The organism is Pseudomonas umsongensis (genome assembly GCF_012647205.1).
Taxonomy (GTDB): domain Bacteria; phylum Pseudomonadota; class Gammaproteobacteria; order Pseudomonadales; family Pseudomonadaceae; genus Aquipseudomonas; species Aquipseudomonas umsongensis.
On sequence record NZ_CP051487.1, the window covers coordinates 4,835,307 to 4,857,533 of the forward strand.

The following is a 22,227-nucleotide window of genomic DNA, read 5'->3' on the forward strand; positions in this document are numbered from 1 at the left end:
CTCCCTGTTGGACATCTGGTTCTGGCACAACATATCGCGAAACACCGTCTGGCTGTGCAAGGATGTCAGCCTGTGGGCGTGCCAGATCACGGACGCTGAGCGAACCCTCGGGGCCTGATCACTGTCAGTTGCAGACGCGACGATTTTTCCAAGGATTGATATGACCAACCTCAACACCCAGACCTCATTCGTGCCAGGGCGCCTGGAACAGATGTCCACGCGCGTCGCCTTTTTCATCGCCGGGTTCGGCATCGCCGCGTGGGCGCCGCTGGTGCCCTATGCCAAGGCGCGGGCCGGGCTGGACGAAGGCACCCTGGGTTTGTTGCTGCTGTGCCTCGGTGTGGGCTCGATTCTGGCGATGCCTATAGCTGGAATCCTGGCCACGCGCTTCGGGTGCCGCAAAGTGGCGACCGGTGGCACCTTGCTGATCTGTGCGGCGTTGCCTTTGCTGGCCACGGTATCGTCGATTCCGGCCTTGATCGGCGCATTGTTCATGTTCGGCGCGGGCCTGGGCACCGTCGATTCGACGGTGAACCTGCAGGCGGTGATCGTCGAGCGCGCCAGTGGCAAAAACATGATGTCGGGGTTTCACGGGTTGTTCAGCCTGGGCGGAATCGTCGGCGCGGCGGGCGTCAGTGCGCTGCTCGGCCTGGGGCTTGCGCCACTGGGGGCGATGCTGGTGGTCATCGTGTTGCTGCTGGTCGCACTGCTCAAGGCTGCCCCGCACATGCTGCCCTATGGCAGCGAAAGTTCGGGGCCGGCCTTCGCTGTTCCCCACGGTATCGTGCTGTTTATCGGCGGGATGTGTTTCATCGTGTTCCTCGCCGAAGGTGCCGCCCTGGACTGGAGCGCGGTGTTCCTGGTGCAGGAACGCGGCATCGACAAGGCCTACGCCGGCCTGGGTTACGCGGCTTTCGCACTGACCATGACGGTGGGCCGGTTGACCGGTGACGCCATCGTGCGTCGCCTGGGCGCAACGCGGGTCATTGTCTTCGGTGGGGCGGCGGCGGCGGCCGGTCTGTTGCTGGCCACGTTCGCCCCCAGCTGGGAAGCGGCGCTGGCGGGCTATGCGCTGCTGGGAGCCGGATGCTCGAACATCGTCCCAGTGCTGTATACCGCGGTGGGCAAGCAGACCGTGATGCCGCAAAGCATCGCCGTGCCGGCCATTACCACCCTGGGTTACGCGGGGATACTCGCAGGGCCTGCGGTGATCGGATTTGTCGCCCATGCCGCCAGCTTGAGTTTTGCCTTCGGCTTGATGGCGCTGTTGCTGCTGGCGGTGGCGATTGGCGGGAGAGTGTTGAAGGTTTAAAAGCATCGTCGGAACGCCACCCGGCGGCGTTCCGACCCCGGTCTCTCAGAACCCGACGCTGGCCTGCACGAAGAACGTGCGCGGCGTGCCGACGTACATGCCCGCGTTGTTGTCGCTGGAGCGGGTGAAGTACTGCTTGTCGAAGATGTTTTTCACCCCGGCCCCCAGCTTCAGGTTCGACACCTGCGGACCGAAATCATAGCCGGCGCGCACGTTCCAGGTGACGTAGCCCGGAATGTCGCCGTACTGCCCATCCGCCGTGCCTTCGGTGATGTAGTTGTTGCTGAAGCTGCCGTCAGCATTCACCGCCACGCCGGGGGAGCGTTGCTTGGACTGGGCGAAGGCATCCAGGTTGTAGGTCCAGCGATTGATGTCGTAGCGCAGGCCAGCGGTTGCTACCTGGCGCGAGTAGAACGGCAGGTCACGCCCCTTGAAGTCCGGAATATCTCCTTCATAGACGGCGCGGGTGTAGGTGTAGCCGGCATTGGCGGTAAGACCGGCCAGCCGTGGGTCCAGCGCCGCCATGTCGTAGTGCACCGATGCCTCGATGCCCCGGTGCGTGGTAGCGCCGAGGTTGGTCCAGCCCGCATCGTTGCTGATGTATTGCAGCTCTTTATCGAAGTCGATGTAGAACAGCGTCACTTCACCGCCCCACACCTCATCGTTGTAGCGCGTACCGAGCTCGTAGGTCTTGGCCTTTTCCGGTTCCAGGCCATTGGCCGTTTCGTCACCTGCGCCACCCTGGCCGAGCTGAAAATACTGCAGGGAGCCGAACGAGGTTTCGTAGTTGGCGAACAGTTTCCAGGCATCAGACATGTGATACATCACGCTCAGCGCCGGCAGCGGCTCGTTACTCTCGATGCTGCGGCGTTTTTCCTGCACTGGCTTGCCCGCGGTGTCGAGCACCGGGCGATCATGCCACTCGGTCTGGATGTGTTCGAAACGCACACCTGGGGTGACAGTCCAGTTGCCGACATCGATTTTGTTGTCGACATACATCGCGTGGGCTTCAGTCCCCCCGGTACGGTCCTGGTACACATGGCCATCCGACCCCGGACGCACGACCGGCTCGTTGTTGACCAGCGCCAGGCGGCTGGCTTCTTCGTGCATGCCTTCTTTCAGGTAGCGATAACCGACGCTGACTTCCTGGGTCGTCTGACCGACGTCGAACACGTGGGACACACGCGGTTCGATGCCATAGGTGTAATAGGTGCGCGGAAACGAACCCAGGGTCTTCTGGTCGCGAGCGGCGATGTTGCTGCCACGAAAACTGTCGGAGTAGTAGGTCAGCACTTCGGCCTGGGTGCGGTCGTCGAGTTGACGAATCCACTTGAACGACACGTCCTTGCGGCGGCCGCTGAAGTTGTCGTGGTCGCGGTCGGACTGGAACGGGTCGGCGTCATACTGGGCCTGGGTCAGGCCGCCGGGCATGTCGGCCTTGGCATCGTAATAGTGGAAGTTGAGGCTGAAGTCATCCACATCGGTCGGCGCCCAGTGCGTCTTGAGAATCACGTCGTCGATGTCATTGCCATTGTTGCTTTTGCGATAACCGTTGCCGTTGACCCCGGAATACAACAGCGCCACGCCCATGCCGTTGTCGGCGGTGCCGCCGGCGAACAGCGTATCGATGTGCTTCCAGCCACCGTGTTGGGAGGTTTCCAGGGTGCTGCCGATTTCAGCCGAGGCTTGTTCCGGGATCGCACGGGTCACGAAGTTGATCACCCCACCCACGTTCTGCGGCCCATAACGCACGGAGCCGGCGCCGCGTACCACGTCGATGCTGTCGAGGTTACCAGAGGAAATCGGCGCCATGGACAACTGCGGCTGGCCATAGGGGGCGAAGGCCGCTGGCACGCCATCGATCAACACGGTCGAGCGTGGCGACAGGCGCGAAGTCAGCCCGCGAACACCGACGTTCAGAGAAATATCACTGCCACCGGTACCGTTGGCCTCCTGCACTTGCACACCCGGCACGCGCTTCAATACGTCGCCGACATTCATCGCGCCTTGCTCGACCATGGCCTCGCGGCGAATCACGGTACGGGCGCCGGGGTGGTTCTGCACCACCGCGGCATCGGCATCACCGAGCCAGTCGCCCACCACCTTGATGTCCGTGGCGCCAAGTTCCAGCGGGCCGTTTGCCGCAGAGGCCGGTGCCGGTAGCAGCGTCACCGAGCCTTCGTTGATCTGGTATTGCAGGCCGCTGCCTTGCAGCAACTGGCGCAGCGCTTCTTCCGGCGCGATATTGCCATCCACTGCCGGGGCCTGTTTGCCGGCCACCAGTTCCGGACTGAAAAAAACCTGCAGCGACGTTTGCTGGCCCAACTGGCTCAGGGCCTGCCCCAAAGGTTGCGCCGGGATGCGGATAGCCTCTCCAGCGAATGCCTGGGGCAGCGCCAGGTTGACCGCCAGTGCAAGGGCCAGCGGCAACCAAGGGGAATTGTTGTTTTTAGCGATGGTTTTTTTCACGTCGAACGTAGTCCTGAAGATCGCAAAAGTGTGCGCTTGTTAATGCAAACCAGTTGCAGTTGAACAGGAAGACGCTGAACTCGAAAAAAACCTGAATTTTATTTTGAAATTATTTCCTGGCTGCCGTCATCGAGCGTGCGCACGGCCACCGGAAGGATGCTCGGCAAGGCCTTGAGCAACGCGTCGGTGTTGTCGGACTTGAACACGCTGGTCAGGCGCAGATTGCCGATTGCGGCATTACCGACCTTGAGCGGCTTGTCTCGGTAACGCGAGACCTGCTCGGCGACATCGGCCAGGCTGGCGTTGTTGAACACCAGTTTGCCGTTGCGCCAGGCCGTCAGTTCAGCCGGGTTGACCGGATAGGCCACAGCGACCTTGCCCCCGGCATCGACATGGGTACCGAGACCCGCGGTCAAGCTGATGAAATCATCGGCGGCGGCATTGCGCCCCTGCACCTTGACCGTGCCCTGCTCCACCACGACCCGAGTTTCGGCGCTGCCCCGGCGTACATCGAAGCGGGTTCCCGTGACCGTGACCTTGCCACTTCCCGCATCAACGACAAAGGGCCGACGGCTGTCATGCTGGACGCTGAACATCGCCTCGCCTTCGCTCAGCTCAATGGCGCGGCGATGCTTTTCGAAGCGCACCTGAATCCGGCTGCGGCTGTCCAGGTCGACCATCGAACCATCGGGCAAGGCTACCTGGCGACGCTCGCCCAGGGCTGTGGAAAACTCGGCCGTGTAAGGCGACGGTTGCTTCAACCCGTTGGACAGGCCCAAGCCAACTGCCACCGCCAACACACTGGCGGCCACGGCATAGCGCAATATCGGTCGACGTTTGCTGCGTGACGGTGTTTCTTCGCACAACGCCTGTAGACGCGCCGCAGGCACCAGGTCGACGGCTGTCCACAGGCCCTGGAGCAACGCGAATTCGTCCCGGTGTTGAGGGTGTTCATTCAGCCAGCGTTCGAATTGGCGATGAGCATCGACATCGACGACGGGCTCCTGCAAACGCACAAACCAGCGCGCCGCTTCATCGCGAACCGTTGTTTGCCCGCACGCACAATCACGAGTATCCATCATGGAAGTTCCTGTTGAGCCGGGGATGAATAACCACACCGCATCATGACTGCAACCCGTCCAGGCGGTCGCGCAGATGCCGCAGGGTGCGGATCATATACTTTTCCACCATGTTCCTGGACAGCCCCAGGCGTTCGGCGATTTCAGCCTGGGTCAAGCCCTCGATCTTCTGCCAGACAAACACCTTGCGGCAGTTGACCGGCAGCTCGGTGAGCGCCCGCTCGATGGAATCGGCCAACTGGATCGCCTGCATGAAATGCTCCGGGTCGCCGGACGACGACACACTGAGATCAATTGCCCCTGACTCCATGGCACTCCGTCGATCCTCACGTCGATAACCGTCCACCGCGATGTTGCGCGCAGTCTGGTGCAGATAGGCCCGGGGTTGCTGCACCGCCGCCGAATCCGACTCGAGCACGCGCACGAAGGTATCGTGGGCCAGGTCCTCGGCCTGCTGACGGTTTCTCAGGCGACGGGTCCAGGTGCCAATCAACTCTTCGTAATGCTCGAAAAAGCCGTGTCTGCGGGGCAGCTTGGGGGTCATTGCGGTGTGCTGTGGAGACGAGGACGTGAATAGTAATGCTTCCTATTAACCTAAGGCAACGGTTTGCGGCTGAGCGGCGCGAAGGCTAACGCTTATTAGCCTTCGCGCCGCGAGTACCCGGCAGTTCCACACGCGCCACCAGCCCTGCGCCGGTGCGATTGCGCAGTGTCAGCTCCCCACCCTGCTCTCGAACGATCGCCCGCGCAGCAGACAATCCCAGCCCCACGCCACCGGTATCCCTGTTGCGTGAGGTCTCCAGACGGTAGAAGGGATCGAACACCTGTTCGAGGGCGGACTCGGGTATGCCGGGGCCCTCGTCACTGACTTCGATGCAGACCATGTGCCCTTCACGCCTTAGCTCGATTGCCGGCTCATGTGCATATTTCACGGCGTTTTCCAGCAGGTTGACGATCACGCGCTTGATCCCGAGCGGGCGGCCGTCGTACACCAGGTGAGCGGGACCCGTGAAGTGGACGACGATGTCCTGGTCGCGAAAGTCATCGACGATCGTTTGCAGCAATTCCGAAAGGTCGAATGCCGTGGCGTGCTCCCCGTGGCTTTCATCACGGAAAAAACCCAGCGCCGCGTTGATCATCGTTTGCATCTCTTCGATGTCGCGCACCATTTTGCGCTGCTGTTCCAGGTCGTCCATGAATTCGCTGCGCAGACGCATCCGGGTCAGGGGCGCGCGCAAGTCGTGGGAGATGGCCGCGAGCATCTGCGTACGCTCGCTGAGAAAGTGCCGGATCTGCGCCTGCATGGTGTTGAAGGCAATGGTGGCCTGGCGTATTTCATGGGGGCCTTCGATCTTGATCGGCGGCGCGCGCAGGTCATCGCCAAAGCGCCGTGCAGCGCTGGCAAAACGTTGCAGCGGACTGGCCAGTTGTCGCGTGGCAATCCAGGCGACCAGCAGGGTAGCCACCAGCCCCAGGGCGATGATAATCGCGATCCGTACGCTGGAGTCGAGCCCCCAGCTGCGTTCCGGCGGGGTGAACGACAGCCAGCTGCCATCGCGTAGCTCAACCAGTGCCACGTAGTGCGCCTGGGGGCTTTCGTCCGGCCAGTCGCCGGGGTTGAAGACTCGAATGTCACGGGGAACATCACCCAGCAATTGCTGCAGCGGCGAATGTTCGTGCCCCACCTGCATACCGCCCGGGGGCAGATGGAAGTCGGCCCGCCGTTCGTGCCAAACCACCTCAAGCATCGGATGGCTGGCGGCAGAGGCCAACGACGAGCGCAACGGCACAGGCGCTGCCTCGATCACCCGCACATTCGCGGCCATTTGCTCGAGCAGGCCGGTGCGCTCAATGGGCGGACGGCCCCAGGTTCCGGCGAGCTGCACGAACAAGCCGTTGAGGGCCAGGGACGCGAGCATCGCCGCGACGATTGTCAGCGCAATCCGCGACCTGAGTGTATCGCGAGGGACTATTCGCGGAACCATTCGAGCGACCAGGCGGCGGATCATGAGCGGGTCACCTTGGCGCAGAACATATACCCGCCGTTACGCACGGTGCGAATGAGATCCGGGCGCTTGCTGTCCGGCTCGATCTTGCGACGCAGTCGACTGACTTGCACATCGATGCTGCGGTCATAGGCATCGTGCCCCTGGCCACGCGCCAGGTCGATCAGCTGTTCCCGGGTGAGAATGCGCTGTGGATGCTCGAGAAAAACCCGCAGCAAATCGAACTCGCCCGCGGACAACGGAATCATCACGCCCTCGGGCGAACGCAGTTCACGACAAGTGATGTCCAGGTGCCAATCGGCGAATGTGATGATCGGACGCGAGGGCTCGAGCCCCGGGCTTTTCTCGCCAGCGCGACGCTGCACGGCACGCAGCCTGGCAAGCAGCTCCCGAGGATCGAATGGCTTGGTCAGGTAATCGTCGGCGCCCAGTTCCAGGCCGACAATGCGGTCGCTCAGTTCACCCATCGCGGTCAACATGACGATCGCAATATCCGTCCGCGCCCGCAGTTTCTGGCAGAGGCTCAGGCCACCTTCGCCGGGTAGCATCAGGTCCAGGATGATGATGTCCGGGCGGTTCTTTTCGATCATCGCCCACATGGCCTCACCATGGGTGGCCAAGTCCACCTCATAGGCATGCTGAACAAAAAACTGTTTCAGCAGGGACAGGATTTCCACATCGTCGTCGACGATCAGCAGTCTGCTCACGTTCGGGGATCCACGGCCAAAAAAGAGCGTATCTAAAACCATTCCGGTGCCAGGGTCATATATTTCAATCCAGCAACATTTCTACTTGCATGACATCAATCGGACATACGGTCGCAACCCACTTGCGGCACCCTGCGCGAATTCCAACTCATGAGGTCTTCCATGCAGGGTTCGAACAGCACCTACGCAACCGAGACAACCGACAGCGCTCACACAGTGATCCTCAACCAGCGCACCAGTGCGCCAGGGCAAGACGAGCCGATTCTATTCCAGCAATCGTGCCTGGGACTGACCGACGATCGGACCCAGGTCGTGCTGCGCCGCTATTTCGAGCGGTACAGCCCGACCACCAGCAACTGGGTGGAATACATCCACCACGTGCCGATTGCCGAGTTTACCCAGTGGATCATGGCCAACGGCGATCTGCGTATCGAATGCTCGGAAGACCTGCCAGGCTCCACCCTCCAATCAGGAACCCCTTGATGAGAAAGCGCTTCTCGCTGCCGCTATTGGCCGCTGTAACCCTCGTCCTCTCGGCGTGCAGCAACAAAAAAGTCGCATCCCCCGACAGCTATTCAGGCTTTCTGAACGACTACAGCGCCCTGACCGAGCACCAGTCACCTTCAGGCCAACCGGTACTGAGCTGGGTAAACCCCAAGCTTGAGCTCGACCGCTACACCCAGGTTTATATCGAACCGAGCCAATACTACCCGCAGCCCAAACCCAGCGAGCGCCTGCCACAGACCACGCTCGGCGACACGACCTGGTACTACGATGCGGTGCTCAAGTTTGAGATGGGCAAGGTCTTGACCGTGGTCACCACTCCGGGGCCCAAGACCCTGATCGTGCGACCGTCAATCACCCGAGTGAGCGCCAGCACCCAGGGCCTGCGCTATTACGAATGGCTACCGATCACCCTGGTTGCAGCAGGCGTCAGCACCGCCACCGGGATCCGCGACCAGGACAGTGAAATTGCCACCGAGGTTGCCTTTCTCGATGGCGAGACCAGGACCCTTGTCGCCAAAGTGGTGCGCGTGGGCACGGGGATACCGCTGGAGAACGACAAGCAGGTCATCACCACGGCAAACATCAAGGGCGTGCTCGACGGCTGGGCCAGCGACCTGCGCAAGTCGTACCTGGCGATGCATAAATAGAAGGCTGCTTGCCAATCGGGATCCAATGGGGAAAATTGATTCAGGCAGGCAGTCAAAGCAATCTGGCAGGAATCCAAATGCAGGTTTCGACTGGCTGTTGCAAAGTGCAAGCATGCCAGTCACCGGCTTTTCCCCAGGAATGCACCCATGTCCAGCGCCAAAGCACTGCCAAAAAGATCACCGCTTGCCCGGCTCGCCCTGGCCATCTCCCTGAGCGTCCTCGGCCTGCCCCTGTGCATGGACAATGCCCAGGCCCACGGCGGCCAAGCCGAAATGGTACCGCTGCAGGCAGGCCTCGAGGAATTTGGCGCCACGGTCAAATGGGACGACTACTCGAACCTGTTCACCATTGCCAAGGACGGTGTCTACCTCAAGGTCAAGCCGGACAGCAAAGTGGCCATGCTCAACGGCAAGCGCATGGAGCTGACGGTGCCCGTGGTGTTCAAGGGCAAGACCGCCTTCATGTCCAAGGACTTCATCAACCAGGTGTTCCAGTCCGGCCTGGACACGACCTTTGTCGTGGAGACCCGTCCTAACCCGCTCAACCCCCTGAGTGCCGACGAAATCACCGCGGCGGTGGACATCGTCAAGCAATCGGAACACTACAAGCCAGGCTTTCGCTTCACCGAAGTCTCGGTCAAGGCGCCGCCGAAGGATCAGGTGTGGAACTTCGTCTACACCGGGCAAAACGTGACCCAGCCGCGCCTGGCCAATATCGTCGTGCTGGACGGCAAGCACGTGATCGAAGCGCTGGTGGATCTCGACAGCAAGGCGTTGCAATCCTGGAAACCCATCGAAGGCGCCCATGGCATGGTGCTGCTGGATGATTTCGCCACGGTGCAAACCGCTGTCGAAACCAGCCCCGAATACGCGCAAGCCTTGGCCAAGCGCGGCATCAACGATGTGAAGAAAGTCGTCGCCACGCCGCTGACCGTCGGTTACTTCGACGGCAAGGACGGGCTGGCGCAGGACAAGCGCCTGCTAAAGATCGTCAGCTACCTCAATGTCGATGACGGCAACTACTGGGCGCATCCGATCGAGGGCCTGGTGGCGATTGTCGATCTGGAACAGAAAAAGCTGATCAAGATCGAAGACGAAGCGCTGGTTCCGGTCCCGATGAAACCGACGCCCTACGACGGACGCGGGCGCAAGGGCGTGGCGGTCAAGCCGCTGGAAATCATCGAACCCGAAGGCAAGAACTACACCATCACCGGCAATAGCATTCACTGGCAGAACTGGGACTTCCACGTTCGCCTCGATTCGCGGGTCGGCCCGATCCTGTCCACGGTCACCTACGACGACAAGGGCAAGAAGCGCAAGATCATGTACGAAGGCTCCCTGGGCGGGATGATCGTGCCTTACGGCGACCCGGATGTCGGCTGGTACTTCAAGGCATACCTGGATTCCGGCGACTACGGCATGGGCACCCTGACCTCGCCTATCGCCCGTGGCAAAGACGCCCCGGAAAACGCCGTGCTGCTGGACGCCACCATCGCCGACTACACCGGCGCACCGACGTCGATTCCGCGCGCCATGGCGGTGTTCGAGCGCTATGCCGGCCCGGAATACAAACACCAGGAAATGGGCCAGCCCAACCTCAGCACCGAACGGCGTGAGCTGGTGGTGCGCTGGATCAGTACCGTCGGCAACTATGACTACATCTTCGACTGGGTCTTCCAGCAGAACGGCACCATCGGCATCGACGCCGGCGCCACCGGCATCGAAGCCGTCAAGGGTGTGAAATCCAAAACGATGCACGAAGAAACCGCCAAGGAAGACACGCGCTACGGCACCCTGCTCGACCACAACATCGTCGGCACCACGCACCAGCACATCTATAACTTCCGCCTGGACATGGACGTCGACGGCGAGAGCAACTCGCTGGTGGAAGTGAACCCGGTGGTGCTGCCCAACGACCGTGGCGGGCCGCGCACCAGCACCATGCAAACCGAAACCCGCGTGGTCAGCACCGAGCAGCAGGCGGCGCAGAAATTCGACCCCTCGACCGTGCGCCTGCTGAGCAACTTGAGCAAGGAAAACAAGGTCGGCAACCCGGTGTCGTACCAGCTGATTCCCTATGCCGGCGGCACGCACCCGGTGGCCAAGGGCGCCAACTTCGGCACGGACGAATGGCTGTACCACCGCCTGAGCTTCATGGACAAGCAGCTGTGGGTGACGCAATACAACCCTGAGGAAAAGTACCCGGAAGGCAAATACCCGAACCGCTCGGACAAGGACTCGGGACTGGGGCAATTCACCCAGGATAACCATTCCATCGAGAACACCGACGACGTGGTCTGGCTGACCACCGGCACCACCCACATCGCCCGGGCCGAAGAATGGCCGATCATGCCGACCGAGTGGGTGCATGTCCTGCTGAAGCCGTGGAATTTCTTCGATGAAACGCCGACGCTGAATCTCAACTCGCCGAAATAAAATGCAGGACGCATCCCCTGTAGGAGCGTCGACCGGCTGCTCCTACAGGGTTATGCGATCTTCAGGCATGCCGCTTGCGATATTCTCCCGGCGCAATGCCGAAGCGCGATTTGAATGCCGTGGAAAAATAGCTCGAATCGGAAAAACCCCACGAATACCCCAGCACCGACAACTTCTGTTCCTTGCCCGATTGACGCAGGGTTTCGGCACACAGGTCCAACCGGCGGTTCTTGATGTAGCGCGCCACCACCAGGCCTTTCTTGGCGAACATCCGGTACAACCCACGGGTCGACATGCCAACTTCCCGCGCCAGCCATTCCGGGCACAGCTCTTCGCAGCGGATGTGCTGGTCGATGACGCTCAGGGTCTTGCGGAAGGTGCGCTCGTGCGGATCCGTGCAATCGTCGCTCTGGCTGATGGCCGGGCGCAGCAGGCTGACAATCGCCTCCAGGGTCGCCTCGCTTTCCTGACGACTGAGGTTCTGCTGGCGCGTGGCATCGAGGATCAAGCGGTGCGAAAGCATGGCGATGGGCGATGCCGCGGCAATCCGATGGCCGCACTTGACCTGATTGAAGCGCAGCGTCTGCTCCACCAGTTGGTACGGCAGGATAAGCGACAATTGTCGGGAGTTTTCGCTGTAGGTGAAGTCGCTGGGCCGCGCAGCATCGATCAACGTGATGTCCCCGGCGGACAGCTGGACCCTGTCGTCGCCCTGGGCCATGCCCGCGGTGCCATCGAGCTGGAACACCGCAAAGTACTTACCGTCCTCGCCCGCCGCGACTTCCTGCGGCGTGCGGTACAGCCGCGCCTGGCAGGCATCGACGAAGCTGAGCTTGAGGGCATCGCTGCGGTGTTCGCGAATCTGCCCGGCAAAGCCGGTTCCCAGGGGTTGGGCGTTGAAGGCGCCACAGATCTGGTTGATCTGGTGGATCCACTGATCGAACCCATCCTGGCGCTGTGCGGTTGTAGAAATCATGTCAGGCCTCACGCAGGCTTATTTTTATTGTCTACGTCAATCAACTGGTTCTCCTGAACAGCGACTCTCCCTGACCGTCGACGGGTTATTTCAACCCGCCAAACCGTCGATAAAAACTCTCGCCCACATCCGGTAGCGGTCCGTCGGCGGTTTCCAGTGCGCTGTTCAGCCATTCCTCGGCCTTGGCGTAGATCAAACGGTAAATGTTGCGGCACAACTGCCGGGCTGCTCGGCCTTCCCAGTCGCCGGGCAACAACTCGTCCGGCAGTTGCGGGTCGCGCAGCAGCAGTTTGCGGTATTCGTGAATAAGCAGGATCCGCGCCAGGAAGCAGTCGGCTGGCTGCAGGTTTTCCTGTTCGCGCAGGGCTTGCCATAGCGGTCGGAACAGCTGGATGAATTCGCTGTAGTGGGTTGCAAGCTCCTCGATGTTCCAGCTCTCGCGCACTTGCAGGCGCAGGGCCTTGGAGGCGAGTACGTCTTGAGCGGTGGTTTCGAAGACGATGGTTTCTTCCTGGGCGCCGAGGTCCAGCAGCGTCGCGTTGACATCCGTGCGATCGCTGCGCGGACAGGCCAGCACCACCGGCGAAATCGCACCAAAACCTTGCCATTCCAGCTCTTCGCGCACTTGTTTGCGCTTGTCCTGGGTCAGTTGCGACAGCATCACCAGGCACCAGGAACCATCCCAGGCCGGCATGCTGGTGCTGTAGACCCGTTTGAACGCCTTGTCGAAACGCCGGCGACCGGTGCCGGTCAGGCTGTAGTAACTACGACGACCCACCTTCTCGGCAGTCAGCCAGCCTTCCTTGGTCAGGCGAAAAATCGACGTGCGGATCAGTCGCTCGTTGATGCCGATCGGTTCGAGCAACTGGATCAGGCTGCCCAGCCAGACGGTCCCGCCGTGGGGTTCGATGGCATCACCGTACAGGGTGATGATCAAGGAACTGGCACGGATCGGTGTCTGCTCTTGAAAGCGTGTAATCAGATGGTTCAAGGGTATCAGGGACGACATGGGCGTACCGGGCTGAAAAAAGAAAAGGAATATACCGAAAACCTGCCTGTTAATCGCAAATCCCCTTGTGGGAGCGAGCCTGCTCGCAAAAGCGGTGTACCAGTCACCATCAATATTGAATGTCAGACCGCATTCGCGAGCAGGCTCGCTCCCACAGGGGGATTGTGTTCACAAGGTATTGCCTTTCGGTCGAAGGCCTCTGTCACTGATTCGCGGCCGCTCCGGCTCTGGCTCCGCCAACGGCTCGCACACCTGAATTTGCGTGAGGCAACGCTTGGCCAGCTCCTGATACTCACGAGTACCCGCCTGCTTCCACGCCACTTCCTGATCGCTAAGCATGCGTTTGACACTCGCCGGCGCGCCCATGACCAATGATTGCTCGGGGCATTCGAACCCGGCCTTGACGAACGCCGCCGCCGACACGAAAGACCGCGGGCCGATACGTGCGTTGTCCATCACCACCGCATTCATCCCCACCAGCGCGTCGGCGCCGATCCGGCAACCGTGCAGCACGGCACCGTGGCCGATGTGGCCATTGCGCTCGACCACGGTGTCGCTGTCGGGGAAGCCGTGCATCACGCAGGTGTCCTGAATGTTGGCGCCCTCCTCCAGCACGATCCGCCCGAAATCACCGCGCAGGCTGGCCAGCGGCCCTACATAACAGTGGGGGCCAATGATCACGTCACCGATCAACACGGCGGACGGATGCACATAGGCGCTCGGGTCAACCACCGGGGTCAGGCCATCAAGGCTGTAGCAGGTCATGGGAGGTTCCTTGGCAAAGCGATGCAAATATTGACTTATTTTGTATCACATCGCTTTTACCAGCACAAAGACTAAAAATCGTATCACTTGATAGCGGCGTTCCAACGGGGTGCATTTCAATCGCCACAGCCCGCGACAGCACCAATAAAATCAGTGCTCATAGCGTAATTTCCTGCTTCATGCAGACCACCTTCAGAAATCATAAATCTGACAATAGGACACATTAATTCGTTTTTTATGTTGATTTTACGTATCACGTTATAGGTATACTCCGGCAAAACCGGCCCCTGCGGTCGATCCAATAACAAGCCGGCCTCAGCGCCGAGCGTTCACCGTGAGGGCATCCGCCATGCCTCAAACCCTTGCCGTCGAATTCATCGAGCCTGGCGTACGCCTGATTACCCTGCAGCGCCCACAAGCGCTGAACGCCCTGAACACCCAGCTGCTGGGTGAGCTGGCTGATGAGTTGAGCATCGCCCAAGCCGACCCCAAGACCCGTGCCGTGGTCATGACCGGCAGCCGCAAGGCCTTCGCCGCCGGTGCCGACATCAAGGAAATGGCCGAGCGCGATCTGGTCGGCATCCTCGATGACCCGCGCCAGGCCTCATGGCAAGCCATCACCCGCTTCAACAAACCGCTGATCGCCGCCGTCAACGGCTTCGCCCTCGGCGGCGGCTGCGAACTGGCCATGCACGCCGACATCATCATTGCCGGCGAAGATGCGCGCTTCGGCCAGCCGGAAATCAACCTCGGGATCATGCCCGGCGCGGGTGGCACCCAACGCCTGCTGCGCGCCGTCGGCAAATCCATGGCCATGCAGATGGTCCTGAGCGGCGAGCCGATTGACGCTCGCCAGGCCCAGCGCGCCGGCCTGGTCAGCGAAGTCACCCAGCCTGAATTCACTGTCGATCGCGCGCTGCAGGTTGCCCGCCAGATCGCCGCCAAGGCACCGCTGGCGGTACGCCTGGCCAAGGAAGCGCTGCTCAAGGCCATGGACACCGATTTGGCAAGCGGCCTGCGCTTCGAGCGTCATGCCTTCACCGTGCTGGCCGGCACCCGCGACCGCGACGAAGGCATTGCCGCCTTCCAGGAAAAACGCACACCGACTTTCACCGGCCAGTAACCCGGTTACCCGCCTTACGAATTCCAAGAGAGCGCCAAGACCATGAACTTCGAACACATCCTGTTTTCCATCGAGGCCGGCGTCGCCCTGCTCAGCCTCAATCGCCCGGATCAGCTCAACAGCTTCAACACCCAGATGCATGGCGAAGTGAAGGAGGCGCTCAAGCAGGTGCGGCAAAACCCCGACGTGCGCGTGCTGCTGCTGACCGGCGAAGGCCGTGGCTTCTGCGCAGGGCAAGACCTGAGCGACCGCAATGTCGCGCCGGGCAGTGCCGCGCCGGACCTGGGCGAGTCCATCGAGAAGTTCTACAACCCGCTGATCCGCCAACTGCGCGACCTGCCAATGCCGGTGATTTGCGCGGTCAACGGCGTGGCCGCTGGTGCTGGCGCCAACATCCCACTCGCTTGCGACCTGGTGCTGGCAGCGCGTTCGGCCAGCTTCATCCAGGCCTTCTGCAAGATCGGCCTGATCCCTGATTCCGGCGGCACCTGGACCCTGCCGCGCCTGGTCGGAATGGCCCGCGCCAAGGCACTGGCCCTGCTCGGCAATCGCCTGAGCGCTGAACAGGCCGAGCAATGGGGGCTGATCTACCGCTGCGTGGAAGACGCCGAACTGCGCGACGAAGCGTTGAAACTGGCGCAACACCTGGCCACCCAACCGACATACGGCCTGGCGCTGATCAAACGCAGCCTGAACGCCAGCATGAGCAACAGCTTTGATGAACAGCTGGAACTGGAGCGTGACCTGCAACGCCTGGCCGGGCGCAGCGAGGACTACCGCGAAGGCGTCGGCGCCTTCATGGAAAAACGCACCCCAAGCTTCAAGGGACGTTGAGTCATGAGCGCATTGAACACTTCTGCACGCATCGCCGTGATCGGCGCCGGCGCCATGGGTGCCGGCATTGCCCAGGTCGCGGCGCAGGCCGGGCATCCGGTGTTGCTGCTGGACAATCGCCCCGGCGCTGCGGCCCAGGCCATTGAAGGCATCGATCGGCAACTGGGCAAACGGGTCGAGAACGGCAAGCTGCCCGCCGAGTCGCGCAGCGCAACCATCGCCCGCCTGCAGGCCGTGGAAGCCATCGAAGCCCTGGCCGATTGCGATTTGATCATCGAGGCCATCGTCGAGAACCTCGAGGTCAAGCGCGCGCTGTTCCGCCAGCTGGAAGGCATCTGCAGCGCGCAGTGCATCCTGGCGAGCAACACTTCGTCGCTGTCGATCACCAGCATTGCAGCGCAGCTGCAACACCCGCAACGCCTGCTCGGCCTGCACTTCTTCAACCCGGCGCCCGTCATGGCGCTGGTGGAAATCGTCTCGGGGCTGGCCAGCGATCCGGCTTTGGCCGAGTGCCTGTACGACACCGCCAAGGCGTGGGGCAAAAAACCGGTGCACACCCGCTCCACGCCGGGCTTCATCGTCAACCGCGTGGCCCGGCCGTTCTACGCCGAAAGCCTGCGCCTGCTGCAGGAAGGTGCAGCCGATTGCCCAACCCTGGATGCGCTGATGCGCGAGGCCGGGGGCTTTGCCATGGGCGCCTTCGAGCTCACCGACCTGATCGGCCATGACGTCAACTACGCCGTGACTTGCTCGGTGTTCGATGCCTGCTACCAGGACACGCGCTTCCAGCCGTCGCTGATCCAGAAAGAGCTGGTAGACGGTGGACGACTGGGGCGCAAGAGCGGACAGGGTTTCTACGCTTACGCCCAAGGCGCCGAGCGCCCGCAAGCGGCTGAAATCAGCAGTGCGGCGACCGTCGATGGTTGCGTTGCCGAAGGTGACCTGGGGTTCGCCCAAGGCCTGCTCGGGCGTCTGCAAGCGCAAGGCGTTGAAGTCCTCCAGCGAGATGGCCGCGGTTTGCTGCGCGTGGGTGATGCCGTGCTGGCCCTGAACGACGGACGCATGGCCTGTCAGCGAGCCCGGGAAGACGGGTTGCGTAACCTGATTCTGCTGGATCTGGCGTTCGACTATGCCAAGGCCCAACGTATCGCTATCAGCCATGCAGCCGGCATTGATCCGCTGGCACTCGAACAAGGCGTTGCACTGCTGCAACGGGCCGGGCTCAAGGTCAGCCTGCTCAGCGACAGCCCGGCCCTCGCCGTCCTGCGCACCGTGGCGATGCTCGCCAACGAGGCCGCCGACGCCTTGTTGCAAGGCGTGGCCTCGGCCGCCGACATCGATCTGGCGATGCGCGCCGGGGTCAATTATCCCCAAGGCCCGCTGGCCTGGGCCGATGCCGTGGGTCTGCCGCACATCCTCAATACGCTGGACAACATGCAAGCCGCTTATGGCGAAGAACGCTACCGGCCATCGTTGCTGCTGCGCCGCCGCGTAGCCGAAGGGAGAAACTTCCATGACTAACCACGAAGCGATGAACCTGGCCAGCGACTGCGCGCAAGCGTTGTTCCAGCGCGACAACGCCAGCCAGGCCATGGGCATGCGCCTGCTGTCCGCCGGCCCAGGCTCCGCTCGCGTGGGCATGACCGTGCGCGAAGACATGGTCCAGGGCCACGGCACCTGCCACGGCGGCTACCTGTTCGCCCTCGCCGACTCGGCATTTGCCTTTGCCTGCAACAGCTACAACGAAGCCACCGTGGCCATCGGCTGCAGCATCGACTACATCGCCCCGGCGCGCCTGGGCGACACGCTCAATGCCGACTGCATCGAGCAAAGCCGCTCCGGGCGCACCGGCAACTACGACGTACGCATTGAAAACCAGCAGGGCCAGTTGATCGCCCTGTTCCACGGCAAGTCCTACAAAGTGCGCGGCCCGGTGCTGGCGCAGGAGACCCCCAATGAATGACGCCCTGATCATCGACGCCGTTCGCACCCCGATCGGCCGCTACGCCGGAGTGCTGAGCAGCGTGCGTGCCGACGACCTCGGCGCGGTGCCACTGCGCGAACTGCTGCGTCGCCACCCGCAAGTGGACTGGAACACGGTGGACGATGTGATCTACGGCTGCGCCAACCAGGCCGGCGAAGACAACCGCAACGTCGCACGCATGTCGGCACTGCTGGCCGGGTTGCCGGTCAGCGTACCCGGCACCACCCTCAATCGCCTGTGCGGCTCCGGGCTGGATGCGGTCGGCACCGCAGCGCGGGCGATTCGCAGTGGCGAAACCGGGTTGATGCTGGTCGGCGGCGTTGAATCGATGTCCCGCGCCCCACTGGTGATGGGCAAGGCCGAACAGGCGTTTTCCCGTGCGGCCGAGATGTTCGACACCACCATCGGCTGGCGTTTCGTCAATCCGTTGATGAAAAAGACGTACGGAATCGACTCCATGCCGGAAACGGCAGAGAACGTTGCCGAACAGTTCAATATCTCCCGCGCCGATCAGGACGCCTTCGCCCTGCGCAGCCAACAACGCGCCGCCGCTGCCCAGGCCAACGGACGCCTGGCGAAAGAAATCGTCGCGGTGGAAATTCCCCAGCGCAAAGGCCCGGCCAAAGTGGTCGAGCACGACGAGCACCCACGCGGCGACACCACCCTTGAGCAGTTGGCCAAACTGGGCACGCCGTTCCGTGAGGGCGGCAGCGTTACCGCCGGCAACGCCTCGGGCGTCAACGACGGCGCCTGCGCGCTGCTGCTGGCCAGCCCCGAAGCTGCCAAACGCCACGGCCTGATCGCTCGTGGCCGGGTGGTGGCGATGGCGACCGCTGGCGTCGAGCCGCGCATCATGGGTATCGGTCCGGTCCCGGCCACCCGCAAGGTGCTGGAGGTTGCAAACCTGAGCCTGGCGGACATGGACGTGATCGAGCTCAACGAAGCCTTTGCCGCCCAGGGCCTGGCCGTCCTGCGCGAACTGGGCCTGAGCGACACCGACCCACGGGTCAACCCCAACGGCGGCGCCATCGCCCTGGGCCACCCGTTGGGCATGAGCGGCGCACGCCTGGTCACCACCGCCCTGCATGAACTGGAGGAGCGCAATGGCCGCTATGCCCTGTGCACCATGTGCATCGGCGTTGGTCAAGGGATCGCGCTGATCATCGAGCGTCTACCCCACTAAAGAATCGCGATTCCCGGGGTGCCGAGAGGTATCCTTGGGGCATGCACTCAAAGCCCCTGCATACAGGGGCTGGAACACAAAAACAATTCGAGTGAACACATGAACATGCCAATTGCCCAAGCCGTGCTAGATCCCATGCTGGACCCGCTGGAAACCGCCAGCATCGACGAGCTGCGCCAGCATCAGCTGGAGCGCCTGCGCTGGAGCCTGAACCACGCCTACAAGAATGTGCCGCTATACCGTCAGCGTTTCGATGCCCTGGGCGTGCACCCGGACGACATCAAGTCCCTCGACGACCTGGCGAAATTCCCCTTCACCACCAAGTCCGACCTGCGCGACAACTACCCCTACGGCATGTTTGCCGTGCCGATGCATGACATCGTGCGCCTGCACGCATCCAGCGGCACCACCGGCAAACCGACCGTGGTCGGCTACACCCAGAACGACATCGACACCTGGGCCAACGTGGTTGCGCGTTCGATCCGCGCGGCGGGTGGCCGGCGTGGCGACAAGGTGCACATTTCCTACGGCTACGGGCTGTTTACCGGCGGCCTCGGTGCGCACTACGGCGCCGAACGCCTGGGTTGTACGGTGATCCCGATGTCCGGCGGCCAGACCGAAAAACAAGTGCAGCTGATCAAGGATTTCCAGCCGGACATCATCATGGTCACGCCGTCCTACATGCTCAACATCGCCGACGAGATCGAGCGCCAGGGCATCGACCCGCACAAACTGGCCCTGCGCCTGGGCATCTTCGGCGCCGAGCCATGGACCGCCGAGCTGCGCAGTGCCATCGAGCAGCGCCTGGGCATCACCGCGCTCGACATCTACGGTCTCTCGGAAATCATGGGGCCCGGTGTCGCCATGGAATGCGCCGAGACCAAGGACGGCCCGACCATCTGGGAAGACCACTTCTACCCGGAAATCATCGACCCGGTCACCGGCGAAGTGCTGCCGGACGGGCAGATGGGCGAACTGGTGTTCACGTCCCTGAGCAAAGAAGCGCTGCCGATGATCCGCTATCGCACCCGCGACCTGACGCGCCTGCTGCCGGGCACTGCGCGGCCGATGCGGCGGATCGACAAGATCACCGGGCGCAGCGACGACATGCTTATCATCCGCGGGGTCAACGTGTTCCCGACGCAGATCGAGGAGCAAGTACTGAAAATCAAACAGCTTTCCGAGTGCTACGAGATCCATCTGTATCGCAACGGCAACCTGGACAGCGTTGATGTGCATGTCGAGTTGAAGGCCGAGCACCAGCACCTGAGCGAAGAACAGCAAAAGGCCGTTTGCGGGGAGCTCGGCAAACACATCAAGACCTACATCGGGATCAGTTCGCGAATCGTCCTGCAGCCTTTCCATTCGATCAAGCGATCCGAGGGCAAGGCCTGCCACGTCGTGGATAAACGCCCTAAAGCATGACTGCTGCACCCCTTTGAGCCCCGCTGATGCGGGGCTTTTTTTGCCCCTGTGGGAGCGAGCCTGCTCGCGATGGACGTCAACGATGACGCTTGCTGCCTGGCACCCCGCGTTGTTCTTGCTTCCATCGCGAGCATGCTCGCTCCTACAGGAGTCGAGTGCATCCACAAAAGTCAGGTCGCCTTCGCGAGCAAGTTAGGCTTCGCGCGGCCGACAGCCATCCATCATTTATTCCGAAAAACTGTCAGCTTTGACAGTAGCCAAAGATCACTGCCAGGCGTGTAGTTCAACAACACTTGGCATCCGGGCTGGCTGATCGCTCCGGAACAGGAGCCCTCCATGCCGGAAACCAACCCACCACAGTCCGTGCAAATCGTACAAACTCAATTGCCCGATTTTGTTCAGGCACGAATCGAAAGCCTCTCTGTCAGATGCGCCAATCAGCATTGGGGAGATCAGCATTTGCTGCACGGTGCAACGCCCGGTCCCGACGCACTGCATCTGTCGAGTAACGACTACCTCTGCCTGGCGACAGAGCCTCCACTGATCGAAGCTCACGCTCGTGCGGTCCTTCAGACACGACACCAGCTTTTAATGTCTGCCGCGTTTCTCCACGGTGACACGCCCATGTCCAGGCTGGAGCAACGCCTGGCGCATTTCATAGGCGCACAAGACAGCATCCTTTGCCAGTCAGGCTGGGTCGCCAATGTAGGGTTGCTGCAGGCCATTGCCAATAAGGACATCCCCGTCTATCTGGATATCCAGGCGCACATGTCCCTTTGGCAGGGAGCGCAGGCAGCGGGTGCGCGCCCGATTGCATTCGCGCACAACGACGCTGCCCATGCGCAGCGGCAGATAATGAAAAACGGTCGGGGCGTCATTGCCGTCGATGCGATCTACAGCACCAATGGCAGTCGTTGTCCGTTGGAGGACTTCGCCGAGGTCGCCCAACGCCATAATTGCGCCTTGGTCGTCGACGAATCCCACTCACTTGGAACCCATGGGCCACAGGGTGCCGGACTGGTCGCTCAGCATCGACTCTCAGACAGGGTCCATTTTCAAACAGCCAGCCTGGCCAAAGCATTTGCCGGCCGTGCCGGCCTTATTACTTGTCCAGTCGGCTTCAAAGACTACTTTGCCATGGAGTCCTATCCGGCAATTTTCAGCTCCAGCCTGCTTGATCACGAGCTGACATGGTTTGAAGAGGCAGCGGACTTTCTACAACACGCCGATGAGCGTCGCAGCAGGCTGCATGCGATATCACATCGAGTCAGGACTGCCCTCGCGGAGTTGGGTTATGACGTAAGTGCCGGAACCGAACAGATCATTGCCCTGGAGTCCGGACTTGAATCACGGACACTACGCCTGCGAGATGCACTGCAAACACGAGGTATTTTCGGCTCGGTATTCTGCGCGCCTGCAACCGGTCTCAACCGCTCACTGATGCGACTCACAATGAATTGCGGCCTGACTGATGAAGACATTGACCGCCTCATCGGGGCCTGCTCCGAAATGCGAGATGACGTAAGGCTAGACCTGTGGAGAGGCTACTCGCCCGCGCGTAGCGAATAAATGCACAAGCCGCCCGCGACTGGACAAACGCCCTGAAGCATGACTGCTGCCCCCCTTTTCAAGCCCTCCGGATGCGCGGCTTTTTTGCCTTTTCCCCCACGTTGCATGCCCTGTAGGAGCGAGCACGCTCGCGATGGACGTCAACGATAACGCTGGCTGTCTGGCACCCCGCGTTGCTCTTGCCTCCATCGCGAGC

General features: G+C 61.7%; 19 protein-coding genes. 11 read left to right on the forward strand and 8 right to left on the reverse strand.

Annotated features, from left to right (window positions below):
• Positions 1–160 precede the first annotated feature (160 nt).
• Entirely contained in the window at positions 161–1,312 is a 1,152-nt protein-coding gene (locus HGP31_RS21845; protein ID WP_020795531.1) for an MFS transporter, read from the forward strand.
• Positions 1,313–1,357: 45 nt separating this feature from the next.
• Here the strand turns inward: HGP31_RS21845 and HGP31_RS21850 are convergent, their stop codons facing one another.
• The 5 genes from HGP31_RS21850 to HGP31_RS21870 form a co-directional block, all read right to left on the reverse strand.
• Positions 1,358–3,781, reverse strand: coding sequence for a TonB-dependent siderophore receptor (locus HGP31_RS21850; protein ID WP_168758640.1), 2,424 nt, complete (start codon positions 3,779–3,781; stop codon positions 1,358–1,360).
• Positions 3,782–3,879: 98 nt separating this feature from the next.
• The gene (locus tag HGP31_RS21855) at positions 3,880–4,863 is read right to left on the reverse strand and encodes a FecR family protein (protein ID WP_168758642.1); all 984 of its coding nucleotides are present in this window, start codon (positions 4,861–4,863) and stop codon (positions 3,880–3,882) included.
• Positions 4,864–4,903: 40 nt separating this feature from the next.
• Positions 4,904–5,404, reverse strand: coding sequence for a sigma-70 family RNA polymerase sigma factor (locus HGP31_RS21860; RefSeq protein WP_110749242.1), 501 nt, complete (start codon positions 5,402–5,404; stop codon positions 4,904–4,906).
• 85 nt (positions 5,405–5,489) lie between these two features.
• The gene (locus HGP31_RS21865) at positions 5,490–6,869 is read right to left on the reverse strand and encodes an ATP-binding protein (protein ID WP_420850671.1); all 1,380 of its coding nucleotides are present in this window, start codon (positions 6,867–6,869) and stop codon (positions 5,490–5,492) included.
• Positions 6,866–7,615 (reverse strand): response regulator, encoded by a 750-nt coding sequence (locus HGP31_RS21870; RefSeq protein WP_050511638.1) that lies wholly within the window; start codon positions 7,613–7,615, stop codon positions 6,866–6,868. Before HGP31_RS21870 ends, HGP31_RS21865 begins: the two co-directional genes overlap by 4 nt.
• A gap of 120 nt (positions 7,616–7,735) precedes the next feature.
• Between HGP31_RS21870 and HGP31_RS21875 the strand changes: the two genes are divergently transcribed.
• The 3 genes from HGP31_RS21875 to tynA all read left to right on the forward strand — a co-directional run bounded on the left by HGP31_RS21875 (position 7,736) and on the right by tynA (position 11,163).
• Complete coding sequence (locus HGP31_RS21875) at positions 7,736–8,056, forward strand: hypothetical protein (protein ID WP_033044164.1); 321 nt, start codon at positions 7,736–7,738, stop codon at positions 8,054–8,056.
• Complete coding sequence (locus tag HGP31_RS21880; RefSeq protein WP_168758644.1) at positions 8,056–8,727, forward strand: DUF3313 domain-containing protein; 672 nt, start codon at positions 8,056–8,058, stop codon at positions 8,725–8,727. Before HGP31_RS21875 ends, HGP31_RS21880 begins: the two co-directional genes overlap by 1 nt.
• Before the next feature lie 147 nt (positions 8,728–8,874).
• The gene (gene tynA / locus HGP31_RS21885; RefSeq protein ID WP_168758645.1) at positions 8,875–11,163 is read left to right on the forward strand and encodes a primary-amine oxidase; all 2,289 of its coding nucleotides are present in this window, start codon (positions 8,875–8,877) and stop codon (positions 11,161–11,163) included.
• Positions 11,164–11,224: 61 nt separating this feature from the next.
• On the opposite strand, the gene feaR is transcribed toward tynA, so the two are convergent.
• The 3 genes from feaR to paaY form a co-directional block, all read right to left on the reverse strand.
• Positions 11,225–12,139, reverse strand: coding sequence for a transcriptional regulator FeaR (feaR, locus tag HGP31_RS21890; RefSeq protein ID WP_168758647.1), 915 nt, complete (start codon positions 12,137–12,139; stop codon positions 11,225–11,227).
• Positions 12,140–12,224: 85 nt separating this feature from the next.
• Positions 12,225–13,148, reverse strand: coding sequence for a phenylacetic acid degradation operon negative regulatory protein PaaX (gene paaX / locus HGP31_RS21895; RefSeq protein WP_020795541.1), 924 nt, complete (start codon positions 13,146–13,148; stop codon positions 12,225–12,227).
• Positions 13,149–13,316: 168 nt separating this feature from the next.
• On the reverse strand, positions 13,317–13,913 hold the full coding sequence (gene paaY / locus HGP31_RS21900; protein WP_168758649.1) for a phenylacetic acid degradation protein PaaY: 597 nt from the start codon (positions 13,911–13,913) through the stop codon (positions 13,317–13,319).
• A gap of 349 nt (positions 13,914–14,262) precedes the next feature.
• Between paaY and paaF the strand changes: the two genes are divergently transcribed.
• The 7 genes from paaF (at position 14,263) to cqsA (ending at position 22,031) form a co-directional block, all read left to right on the forward strand.
• Positions 14,263–15,036, forward strand: a complete 774-nt coding sequence (paaF, locus tag HGP31_RS21905) for a 2,3-dehydroadipyl-CoA hydratase PaaF (protein WP_020795544.1) — start codon at positions 14,263–14,265, stop codon at positions 15,034–15,036.
• Between the two features lie 42 nt (positions 15,037–15,078).
• Complete coding sequence (gene paaG / locus HGP31_RS21910) at positions 15,079–15,870, forward strand: 2-(1,2-epoxy-1,2-dihydrophenyl)acetyl-CoA isomerase PaaG (protein WP_083349515.1); 792 nt, start codon at positions 15,079–15,081, stop codon at positions 15,868–15,870.
• A 3-nt stretch (positions 15,871–15,873) separates the two neighbouring features.
• Positions 15,874–17,391 carry a 3-hydroxyacyl-CoA dehydrogenase PaaH gene (gene paaH, locus HGP31_RS21915; RefSeq protein ID WP_168758651.1) on the forward strand — a complete coding sequence of 506 codons (1,518 nt, stop codon included), beginning with the start codon at positions 15,874–15,876 and terminating at the stop codon, positions 17,389–17,391.
• Complete coding sequence (paaI, locus tag HGP31_RS21920) at positions 17,384–17,833, forward strand: hydroxyphenylacetyl-CoA thioesterase PaaI (RefSeq protein WP_020795547.1); 450 nt, start codon at positions 17,384–17,386, stop codon at positions 17,831–17,833. The genes paaH and paaI overlap by 8 nt, the downstream gene beginning before the upstream one ends.
• On the forward strand, positions 17,826–19,037 hold the full coding sequence (gene pcaF / locus HGP31_RS21925; RefSeq protein WP_168758653.1) for a 3-oxoadipyl-CoA thiolase: 1,212 nt from the start codon (positions 17,826–17,828) through the stop codon (positions 19,035–19,037). The genes paaI and pcaF overlap by 8 nt, the downstream gene beginning before the upstream one ends.
• Before the next feature lie 99 nt (positions 19,038–19,136).
• Complete coding sequence (paaK, locus tag HGP31_RS21930; protein WP_168758654.1) at positions 19,137–20,462, forward strand: phenylacetate--CoA ligase PaaK; 1,326 nt, start codon at positions 19,137–19,139, stop codon at positions 20,460–20,462.
• 336 nt (positions 20,463–20,798) lie between these two features.
• Positions 20,799–22,031 carry an alpha-hydroxyketone-type quorum-sensing autoinducer synthase gene (gene cqsA / locus HGP31_RS21935; RefSeq protein WP_168758656.1) on the forward strand — a complete coding sequence of 411 codons (1,233 nt, stop codon included), beginning with the start codon at positions 20,799–20,801 and terminating at the stop codon, positions 22,029–22,031.
• Positions 22,032–22,227: the final 196 nt, after the last annotated feature.